We start from the raw sequence: 11,628 nt of genomic DNA, 5'->3' as shown, positions 1-11,628 counted from the left end.
TAAGGGTGGAGACGTAGTGTACTACTGCGCCACCCTTTTATCATAAGGAGGGAAAGAAGTGAATCCCCAATTGCATAAAGCAACCACCCCAAAAAGAAGGAAATGGTCGTTAGACAAGAGAGAAGCGCTTGAAGGTTATGGTTTCGTTGCTCCTTGGTTTATTGGTTTTCTAGTTTTTACAGCGGGTCCTTTGCTATTTTCTTTATACGCAAGCTTTACGAACTATGACATTACGTCTCGCATGGATTTCATTGGGTTCGACAACTATAAGCGCATGTTTACAGAAGATCCGTTGTTCTGGAAATCGCTTCGAAATACGCTTTATTATGTTACCCTTGCGGTTCCCTTAACAACAATGGGGTCTGTGCTACTTGCCGTTTTATTGAATGTGAAAATTCCCGGCATGCGATGGTTTCGGACGATTTACTATCTGCCAACCGTATTGTCCGGTGTAGCTGTTTATATGCTTTGGATGATGCTGCTTAACCCAGAATCAGGTCTTATTAATACCGTGCTTGGCTGGATTGGGATCGAAGGACCTGCTTGGCTATCGGATCCCGCGTGGACGAAGAATGCGATTGTCATGATGAAAATGTGGGCTGTCGGCGGTGGGATGCTGCTGTTTCTCGCAGCTCTGCAGGGGGTATCTGATCATCTGTATGAGGCAGCTGAGATTGATGGGGCATCAAGCCTTCGCAAGCTATGGCATATTACGGTGCCGATGATTACGCCAGTTATTTTCTTTGATGTTATTACTAGCCTAATTGGCGGTTTTCAAATTTTCCAAGAGGGTTACGTGATGTCTGATGATCCTGGTTCTCCGGGGTCACCATCGAACTCCCTTTTATTTTACAATCTGCATATGTTCCTAAAAGCGTTCAAAATATTTGACATGGGGTATGCCATGGCGATGGCCTGGTTCCTCTTCCTCATTGCCATTATCGTTACCATAATTAACATGGTGCTCTCCAAGTATTGGGTTCACTATGAAGGAGGAGATTCGCGATGACGGTTGCTGCAACAGTCACTAAGAAATCGTATCATCAAAGCCGCCGAACCAAACAAAGGATCTCCAAATGGATCGTAACCCTAATTCTAATTGCCGGCAGTCTTACTTTTCTGATGCCATTTTGGTGGATGATTCAAACCTCATTGAAATCGCTGCAGGAGGTCGTTTCGTATCCGCCAACATGGTTTCCTGAGAAATTCGTTTGGTCCAATTATAAAGAGGCATGGGAAGCAGGCAATTTTGCTAGATACTCCGCGAATACGTTGTTAATCGCTACTGTTGCTGTGTGTGCACATGTAGTTTCAAATTCTTTCATTGCCTATGGGTTTGCTAAAATTCGTTTTCCTGGGAAGGGACTGTTATTTTCCATTATTCTAGGAACGATGATCATTCCAGGATTCGTCACACTGATTCCTCAGTACATTTTGTTTTCAAAATTACACTGGGTAGGTACTTATTTACCCCTTGTCATTCCTGGTTTTTTTGGTAGTGCGTTTCATATTTTTCTGATCCGCCAATTTTATCTGGGAATACCCAATGATCTCGTCGAAGCTGCCAAAATCGATGGCGCAAGCCATATCTACATTTGGCGTTCGATCATGCTGCCTCTTGCCAAACCAGCACTTGCTACGGTAGCCATTGGGACATTTACAGGTGCATGGAACGATTTCTTGGGTCCTCTTTTATATGTGAATGACGAAGCAAAGTATACCTTACAGATTGGTTTACAAGCTTTCAAGGTCAGTTCGGGCACAAGCCAATGGCACTTACTGATGGCAGGTTCCGTCATGGTGATGGTTCCAGTCATCGTCATCTTCTTTATTTTCCAAAGATATTTTATTGAAGGTATGAACATCAGCGCTGGTACAAAAGGTTAGGAGGGAATGGATTGGATCGTAAATATCGTGTTTTTGTTTACCATCACACCCATTGGGATCGAGAATGGTGGGCGACGATGCAGGATTTCCGTATCCGATTGGTCGAGCTCATAGATGAACTATTGGATACATTGGAAAATGATTCGGAATTTCGTTGCTTTTTACTAGACGGTCAAACGATCGTATTGAAAGACTATTTGGAGATTAGGCCAGAAAATCAAGAGCGTCTACTGCGTTTCATTCATGAAAATCGTATTCAATGTGGTCCTTGGTACATTTTGCCGGATGAGTTCCTCGTCAGTGGTGAGGCGCATATTCGTAATTTAATGTTAGGGAATCGATTATCAGAACAGTTGGGCTTTACGAACTTAGATGTCGGTTATATTCCGGATACATTTGGCCATATTTCACAAATGCCGCAGATACTTCATGGTTTTGGGATCGATAATGCGATGGTATGGCGAGGGGTGGGAGGCTCTTCCCCCGACTTTAAACAAGAATTTCTCTGGGAAGCTCCAGATGGTACACAAGTGTTTACGTACTGGTTCCCCGATGGCTATTATATGGTGGATTTCCTCCACTTTGATAATCCAGTTAAGACCTATGAGGAAACCTACGGAAGAGTTAGAAAATCCATTGAGCGCGGGGCACCTAGGGCTACGACAGATTGTCTGCTAATGCCCTACGGAGGTGATCACAGACTCATCGATACACGATTACCGCGATTAATCAGTCAGGTGAATGAGGATTTGAACGAGGTTGCTGAGCTGCACTGGGGAACAACGAAGTCGTTTATCGAGGCTGTTCGTGAGCAGAACCCTACATTAGAGGTTATCAACGGCGAGCTTCGTCATTTTGGTGCAGAGTTGCCTCATATGTTACCTGGCGTCTTATCGGCTCGGATGTATCTGAAACGTCACAATTTCATCGGACAGCTAGCTATGGAACGTTATGCAGAGCCCTTCTCAGCACTAGCTTGGTTGAACGGTCGCAAGTATGAAGCGAAACTCTTATGGACGGCGTGGGAGCTGCTCGTTCAGAATCATCCGCATGATAGTATTTGCGGTTGTAGTATCGATGAAGTTCATCGGGAGATGCTGCCTCGATTTGCCCAATCCAAACAAATTGCTGATATTTTGACGGAGAAAAGCGTGCAGCATATCAACAGTCGGATTGATACTAGTGATTTGGGGGAAGATGCCCTGGCGATTGTCATCCATAATTCACTTAGCTGGACGCGCAGTGATATCGCTTCTGTATGGGTCGATCGGAAACATGCGATTCATCCTAAATCGCATATCCTTGAGGACTCAGAAGGTGTGGAGATTCCTTTCCAGGTCAAAGATGTCAGCGGAATGAAGCCGATGACGGATAAACATTTTTATACAGAAATCAGTTTTCCAGCCATTGACCTTCCAGGCTTCGGTTATAAGACATTCTACTTACGAGTCAGAGAAACAGCTTGCGATCCTAAACAGATGTATGTTAATACCTTACAGCCATCCGCCAAGATAAAAGGTAGTGAGCCCAAGTCTGATGTGCAAGTTGGCTCCAATACCATAGAAAATACTTATCTTCGTGTGGAAGTCAACCAACGCAACGGTACACTGCGAATCACAAACAAACAAACCGGTCATATCTATGAGGATTTAGGTGCATTCGAAAGCAGTGGAGATGCTGGAGACACTTATAATTATGCAGCTCCTTTAATTGATCAAGTGCTGTCCACGAAGAATAATCCCTTGAAGGTACATGTTTCGGCGGCAGAGACTGGCTATGCGAAAGTAACACTTCAAGTGGATATCGATTGGTCGTTACCGAAGAAACTCAGCGATAATCGATTAAGCAGAGAAGTTGTCTATGTCGATTACCACATGACGAATTACGTAACACTTGCGGCAGGATCTAATAGAGTGGATGTACGTACGGTTTGGAACAATCAGGCGGAAGACCATCGATTGAGGGTACTATTCCCGCTAGGAGAGAAATTCAGAGTCTCACAGGCAGAAGGCCATTTTGATGTGGTAGAAAGAGAAGCAGCAGTGTTGGATGCCGGGAATGGCTGGCCAGAAACGTACGTTCCGCAGAAGCCACAGCAAGGATTTGTCAGTGTAAAAGGCAGCGATAAAGGCATGACGATTGCCAATAAAGGGTTGACCGAGTATGAGATGTTGGATGATGAGCAGGGTAGCTTGGCTATCACCTTGTTAAGAGCTGTCGGCTGGTTATCACGCGAAGATACACTGATTAGGCATGGTGGAGCAGGACCAGAAACACCTGTGCCTGAAGCGCAGAGTAGAGGGATGAACGAGGCCGAGTACGCGATCTTTGTCCATCGAGGCGATTGGATGGAAGCTAAGATAGGTACCGAGGTACATGAATATCTAACACCAAGCTATGGCTCAGTAACCGTGAAGCATGATGGCGATTTAGCGAAAATAGGCGGTCTTCTGGATTTAGAAGGCAACCATTCGCTGATGCTTAGTGCCTGTAAAAAGTCCGAAAAAAACGATGCGCTCCTACTGCGCTTCTGGAATACGGCTAAGGAAGCAACCACGGCCACAATAAAAATGAAGAAGAAAGCTCAGCAGGTCCGCTATGTGAAATTAAATGAGCAGCCGTTGGACAGGGAAAACGTACCTATCCAAGCTGATGGTGCATTTACTGTGAATGCCAAAGCCGCAGAAATTATTACGCTGGAAATCAGCTTTTAAAATTGCAACGGAGTACAACATAATTAGAGATAAGGGAGAGATTACCATGACAACTGGAATTAGACCGAAGAACGTTCTTACACTTAAACAAGCATTAGAGGTAGCTGAAAAATACGGGTTCGCCATTGGCTCATTTTCACCTAGATATACACCGATGATTGCGGCAGTTTTAAGAGCAGCTGAGAAAATGAAATCACCGGCAATTGTCCAAATCTCGCACAAAGAATTGATCCGATATGGGATTACACCGAAAGAGTTTGCTGATGAATTTTATGAAAAAGTGGTAACCGAGGGCATCACCGTACCTCTTGTCCTGCATCTGGATCATACCAAGGAGTTAGAAACCATTGCGGAAGCGATTGACGCAGGCTTTACCTCCGTTATGATTGATGCCTCTGAAAAGAACTTAGAAGAGAATATCGTCATTTCTCGGGAGGTTGCCGAATATGCCCGTGCTAAAGGTGTTTCCGTTGAAGCTGAGCTTGGCATGATCGGAACGACAGATTTTGTGGAGACGGATAAAGACGAGGAGTTATATACCGACCCACAAGAAGCACAACGTTTCGTACGAGAAACGAATATTGATGCGCTGGCTGTTTCTTGCGGAACTGCCCATGGTGTCTACATGGTCAGACAGCCTAAGATTGACATTGATCGACTGCAGGCGATTCGTTCACTTACACCTGTCCATCTCGTACTACACGGCGGGTCCGGTGTGCCAGCTGCCATGATGGCAGGAGCCATTCGTCTTCCAGGCGGTGGTGTGAGTAAAGTGAATATCGCAACGGATCTTGAAATTGCTTTCTTAGGAGCACTAGGACGTGAAGAAAGGCTGACGAATGCAGAATGTCAGGCGCTGGAATCCTCGCTTTTGGAAAAAGGCCGAGCGGCTGTAGAAGACACAGTCATTGATAAAATGAGTCATTTCCTAGGAAGTAAGGCTCAAGCAGACCATTTTGTTTAATGGAATTGGAGTAAAACTAGACGCTAGTTGAGCAGGCAATGTCCCGACCTGAGACTAGCGTCTCGGGTTATTTTTATATAAGGAGGAGACCCCATGTTAAAAGCAGTCAAATTTGCCGAAGATTTCTACGTCATTTCTGGAGATAAGCTGACACATCCATGGGATGCAAGTGCTTATTTACTTACCGGGAGTGATCCTGTGCTGATTGACTGTGGAAGTTCGGAAGGCTATCCCGCACTGAAGCGCAACCTAGGGGAGCTTGGACTTCAGCCGCAGGATATTACGAAAGTAATAGCGACTCATGGTCATTGGGATCATGTATCAGGGTATGCTCAGTTAGCTAAGGAGAGTAGAGCAGAATTTTGGATTCATGAAGATGATCGGGAGCAGGTAGAACTAGGGAATTATGACCGAACGGGTGCTTTTCTATATGGTATGCCTTTTCCTGCTTTACAGGTTCACCGAACATTAGTCGATGGCGAGGTATTGAGAATTGGCAGGTTCTCATTGGAAATCATTCATACACCAGGTCACTCCCCAGGAAGTGTATCTATTTTACTAAAGGACGGCATTCACAAAGTTCTCATTGCCGGGGATACCCTGTGGGGAGGCTACCATGCCAAAGTAGGATCGGATATTGAAGCCTGGGGCTATTCTTTGGATAAGTTGTTGACCTATGATTTTGACTTGATGACCTTCGGTCATTTGCCCCCGACACTGGTTTATGATGCCAAAACCAAGATAGCAGAAGCGAGAAAACAGCTAGGCGTTTATTTTAACCCATGGTTTAAACCAATGTATGAAACCTTTCAATACTAATCATCATGGAATAAACAAATTATTATATAAGGCAGGGGAAATCGATGAAACATAAAAAACTTTACATGATTGGTAATGCCCATCTAGACCCAGTATGGCTTTGGCAATGGCAAGAAGGTTTTCAGGAAACGAAAGCAACTTTTCGTTCTGCTCTTGATCGCATGAAGGAATATGACGATTTTATTTTCACTTCCAGCTCTGCAGCGAACTATGAATGGGTTGAAAACAGCGACCGAAAAATGTTTGAAGAGATTAAGGAACGTGTTCGGGAAGGCCGATGGCAAATTGTCGGCGGTTGGTGGATTCAACCAGATTGTAACATTCCTGGCGGGGAATCGTTTGTCCGTCAAGGTTTATATGGTCAGCGATATTTCAAAGAGAAATTGGGCGTAACGGCCAAGGTTGGTTATAACGTTGACAGCTTCGGACACCACGGCATGCTGCCGCAAATCTTGCTCAAAAGCGGTATGCCTTATTATATTTTTATGCGTCCCATGCCGAATGAGAAAGGCTTGCCAGGTCGACTGTTTCACTGGGAATCGGATGATGGCAGCCGTGTCATGACGTATCGGATTCCATTCGAGTATTGCACATGGGGCAAAGATTTGGAAAAGCACGTACGCCGTTGTATGGAAGAGCTTAAGGATCCATTTGGCAACTTGATGGTATTCTACGGTGTTGGCAACCATGGCGGTGGTCCGACGAAGGAAAATATCAACAGCATCAAGCGGATGAATGCCCTTCCTGAATTTCCTGCGATGGAAATGGCTGCGCCGAATGAATTTTTCGCTGATATGGAAGCCTTGAATCTGCCGATTCCAGTCGTTCACGACGATTTACAACACCATGCGAGTGGCTGCTATGCGGTTCATTCTGGTATTAAGCATTGGAACCGCCTAGCCGAGAATACATTGCTTGCAGCGGAGAAATGGTCATCTCTGGCTGAAATCGTGACGGGACAACCTTATCCGACTGATTATCACCGTGCCTGGAAAAATGTCCTTTTTAACCAATTTCACGATATTCTCGCTGGAACTAGTTTAGAATCGGCTTACGAGGATGCGCGTAACATGCATGGAGAAGCCATGACGATTGCAGAGCGTGGCTTGAATTATGCGATTCAATCGTTTTCTTGGAATATCGGCATTGAACAAGAAGATGGCATGAAGCCGATCGTCGTATTCAATCCTCATTCATGGGAAAGTCGAGTGAATGTAGAGCTTGAGGTTGGTGGGATTAAAGATACAACAGTACTGGTTGATGAGACGGGTAAACAGGTTCCTTTCCAATTAGTACAATCACAGGCAACGGCAGGCGGAAGATTCCGTCTAAGCTTTATAGCAGATCTGCCTTCCATGGGGTATCGGGTGTATAAGGTAAAGACAACTTCCTCGGAACCCAAGTTAGCAGCGCAACCGATCAAAGCGAACGACTTTGCCTTGGAAAATGACAGGCTCCGTCTAGAGTTCGATCCTAAGACAGGGTTCATTTCCAGCTTACTTGATAAGAAAGTACAATATGAAGTATTCCGCGGTCCCGCAGCTAGACCTGTTGTTATTGAAGATAAGTCAGATACATGGAGTCATAATGTCTTCCATTTTAATAACCAAATTGGTGATTTCATGGCGACAAGTGTGCAACGCGTGGAACATGGCCCTGTTAAATCCGTCATTCGCGTATCAAGTGAATTTGGCAGCTCTACAATCGTTCAGGATTTTACCCTATTTAAAGAATTGGATTATATTGATGTCAAAGTGACCGTGGACTGGCGTGAGCAGTTCAAGATGTTGAAACTGGTATTCCCCGTTAACTTGATATTTACGAAGCAAACATACGAAATTCCTTATGGTTTCAAGGAAAGAGAACACAATGGGGAAGAAGAACCAGGTCAAAGTTGGGTTGATTATGGCGGTATTTTAAGGGATGGAGGCGAACATGGAGGGACATCTTACGGTGTGTCGTTGATGAATGATGCCAAGTACAGCTACAGTATTATGAATAAAGAGTTAGCGATCACGGTGCTTCGCAGCCCGATTTATGCCCACCATGATCCAGTTGTACCTGAACCTCAGGGTCACTATTCATTTATTGATCAAGGGATTCAGACTTTTACGTATAGAATCTTGCCGCACCAAGGAAGCTGGGAACAGGCTGGCACTGTTAAGCATGCGATGGAATTGAATCAACGTCCGACAACGATTATCGAATCCTATCATGAAGGTGAGCTTCCGCAAAAGGATTCTTTTTTGACCGTTGATCAGGATAATATCATTGTCAGCGTTGTTAAAAAAGCTGAAGAAGGCAACGATTTAATTATTCGTGCCTATGAGACAACCCGAGAAACAACGGAGGCCATCATTCGATTGCCTAGAATGGATCGAGAAATTTCTGCTCGCTTTGGACCATGTGAAATTAAAACTTTCCGAGTTCCTGCCGATCCGAGCCTACCCATTACGGAAACCGATCTCATTGAGTGGTAAGGCGGTAGGTGATACGATGGAAGTGAAGAGAATCAGTTTAAACGGCAGCGATTGGCTCTATAAAGACTTCTTGGGTGAGGATTGGATCTGGCGAAATGCAGAAAAACCACAAACCAAGGATTATCGCTGGTGGAGGCAGGGGACGGTTCCAGGAACCGTCCTCCATGATCTCTGGCAGAATGGTGAGGTTTCAGATCCATATTTTGAGCGAAATAGCCTCTTGGCGGAGTGGGTGCCAGAACGCACTTGGATCTATAAGAAAACGTTCAATATCGATGCTTCACTTTTAGGGCGGCATATCCAGCTCCACTTCAAAGGGGTTGATTATGAAGCGCAATTTTTCCTTAATGGCAATAAGCTTGGTCACCATAAAGGGATGTTTACGGCAGCTGTATTTGATGTTACGGACACTCTCCACTATGGGGGAGAAAACTTATTGTCTGTTGTGATTGAAAAAGCACCTGATGAGCAGCCGCAAGTGAGCAAAACGAGCTATGTGCGTGAACACAAAAGTCGGATGACGTATTGGTGGGATTTCTGTCCGCGGATGATTCACCAAGGCATATGGGATGATGTCTATTTGGATGTCACGGGTCCAATTCGTATCGAGGATATTTATGTGAGGTCGCAGCTCTCTGAGGAGTATAGGCAGGCTGATCTCACGATAACTTCTACCTTTTCTACGGGGAACCCAACTGAAATCCGGTTAGAAACTCGCATTTTATCAGGTGATGAAATGATCAGCTCCGAGTCCAATTATCATTTTGTAAATAAAGGGGAAACCGTACTCACATCCTCTGTGATTCTAAGCCAGCCTCGGCTGTGGCAGCCAAACGGTTCTGGCAAGGCTCATCTGTACCAAGTACAGCTTCATATATATGAAAAAGTTCTTGATGAACATGGGAAAGTAAGTTACCAACTTAGCTCTTCGAAAGAAACGGTTTGTGGGATTCGAGAAGTGGATTGGCAGCGTAACGATACACCTGATCCTACGGCTAGACCTTATGTACTGCTCGTTAATGGGCATAAAACCTACATCAAAGGCTGGAATTGGGTGCCCATGGATGTCATGTATGGGCGGGAACAATCCGCTAAGTTAGAAAGGCTTTTAATGCTAGCCAAACAAGCTGGAGTTAATATGCTGCGTGTTTGGGGCGGGGGTTTGATAGAGAAGGATGCTTTCTACGAACTCTGCAACCGGTATGGTATCATGGTTTGGCAGGAATTCATTCAATCCAGCTCAGGTATTGCGAACAAGCCGAGTGAAGATGAGGGATTTATTGCGATGATGGTTAAGGAAGCCGAACACATCATTCCGAGGAAGCGAAACCACCCGTCCCTAGTCCTATGGTGTGGGGGAAATGAGCTACAGGATCTTGAAAATCGACCACTTGACGATGAAGAGCCCGTGCTAGAAGCACTTCGAAAAGTCGTTGAAGCCTTGCATCCAGATTCGCTGTGGCTGCCTACTTCGCCAACTGGGCGATGCTTTGAGAATAGCCTGATCAATATTGAGCAGGACCCTACCGGACAGCACGATGTGCATGGCCCTTGGGAGTTTCAAGGGTTGTCTAAGCAATATGAACTCTATAATAAAGGCACCTCGCTGCTCCATAGTGAGTTCGGCGTAGAGGGAATGACGCATCACAAAACACTGCAACATACGATTTCCGAATCGAAACAGTGGCCAGCAACACGAGATAATCCAGTTTACTTTCACCGCGGCTCATGGTGGATTAATGAACCTATGATTCAGTCATCTTTCGGTCATCAACTTTCAGAGCCTGCTGAACTTATACGTGCAAGTCAGCTGCTGCAAGCAGAGGGACTAAGATATGCCGTGGAATCAAATCTGCGAAGGATGTGGCAGAATAGCGGTACATTGCCTTGGCAGTTTAATGAACCCTACCCGAACGCATATTGTACTTCTGCGCTTGATTATTTTACAATACCTAAACCTGTGTACTATGCAGTTGCTAGAGCCTATCAATCGATTCAAGTATCCGCCAGCTTTGCTAGGATTGCTTGGGGAGAGCAGGAAACGTTCAACGCAGATATCTGGGCTGTTCAAACAGACAGGGGCAGACTTGATGGTTTAACTTCTCACTGGAGCTTAGTTGGTGCTAGTGGGAAAGTATATGCCGAAGCCGTATGGCATGGAGAAGTGGAGGCAAACAGCGCCAAGTGGTTGGGGACAATGGAACTGCCCATGAAGGAGCTGCATGAGGACGTTTTCTTCTTACGGATCAGTCTTATGAATGATGCCAATGAAGTCATTTGTCAGAATGGATATCCGTTTAGCGGAACAGCGAATTTGGTACCGTTGCTGTCCATGCAGGAAACCGCCATTCGAGTGGAAAAAGTTAATCTTGAAAGTGGGGCGCTTTGGCAGTTAACGATTACCAATATAGGTACACAAGCAGCTTTTCATACACATCTTGAAGATTCACGTCCTATCCTGGCAGAGGGGTTTGTTTATTATTCCGATAATGACTTCCACTTACTCCCAGGAAAAAGTAAACAAATTCAGGTGCAGTGGAGCGCTGTGAAGGAATCAGAGCGACACCTTGAATTATCCGCGTGGAACAGTCCTATTCAGCACTTATTTAACTAGTAAATGCCAGTTCATTGCATGATATGAAAGTGTTGCAAGGATGTCTATTGACAACCTTTCAAAGAAAAGCGATATTAGAATCTGCATAATAGGTGAATAATTCTAATTATGTTAAGTCCCCTGACACACTCCAGTATTTGAATAACTGGA

At 45.0% G+C, this 11,628-nt stretch carries 7 protein-coding genes; all 7 read left to right on the top strand.

The window, feature by feature from the left end; genetic code table 11:
• Positions 1–58 precede the first annotated feature (58 nt).
• On the top strand, positions 59–1,009 hold the full coding sequence (locus L6I86_RS01720) for a carbohydrate ABC transporter permease (RefSeq protein ID WP_236284185.1): 951 nt from the start codon (positions 59–61) through the stop codon (positions 1,007–1,009).
• A complete protein-coding gene (locus tag L6I86_RS01715; protein WP_236284184.1) occupies positions 1,006–1,887 on the top strand; it encodes a carbohydrate ABC transporter permease in 882 nt (293 codons plus the stop codon). Before L6I86_RS01720 ends, L6I86_RS01715 begins: the two co-directional genes overlap by 4 nt.
• An 11-nt stretch (positions 1,888–1,898) precedes the next feature.
• Positions 1,899–4,601 carry an alpha-mannosidase gene (locus tag L6I86_RS01710; protein WP_236284183.1) on the top strand — a complete coding sequence of 901 codons (2,703 nt, stop codon included), beginning with the start codon at positions 1,899–1,901 and terminating at the stop codon, positions 4,599–4,601.
• A gap of 46 nt (positions 4,602–4,647) precedes the next feature.
• Complete coding sequence (locus L6I86_RS01705; protein WP_236284182.1) at positions 4,648–5,565, top strand: class II fructose-bisphosphate aldolase; 918 nt, start codon at positions 4,648–4,650, stop codon at positions 5,563–5,565.
• Positions 5,566–5,658: 93 nt separating this feature from the next.
• Complete coding sequence (locus L6I86_RS01700; RefSeq protein WP_236284181.1) at positions 5,659–6,384, top strand: MBL fold metallo-hydrolase; 726 nt, start codon at positions 5,659–5,661, stop codon at positions 6,382–6,384.
• A 44-nt stretch (positions 6,385–6,428) separates the two neighbouring features.
• The gene (locus tag L6I86_RS01695) at positions 6,429–8,864 is read left to right on the top strand and encodes an alpha-mannosidase (RefSeq protein ID WP_236284180.1); all 2,436 of its coding nucleotides are present in this window, start codon (positions 6,429–6,431) and stop codon (positions 8,862–8,864) included.
• A gap of 16 nt (positions 8,865–8,880) precedes the next feature.
• Positions 8,881–11,478: a glycoside hydrolase family 2 protein gene (locus tag L6I86_RS01690; protein WP_236284364.1), complete on the top strand. Its 2,598-nt coding sequence runs from the start codon at positions 8,881–8,883 to the stop codon at positions 11,476–11,478.
• The last annotated feature ends 150 nt before the right edge of the window (positions 11,479–11,628 follow it).

The sequence above is a fragment of the Paenibacillus allorhizoplanae genome, assembly GCF_927798215.1.
Lineage (GTDB): Bacteria > Bacillota > Bacilli > Paenibacillales > NBRC-103111 > Paenibacillus_E > Paenibacillus_E allorhizoplanae.
The sequence above is the reverse complement of the archived record's forward strand: the minus strand, read 5'-3'. Positions and strand labels throughout refer to the sequence as shown.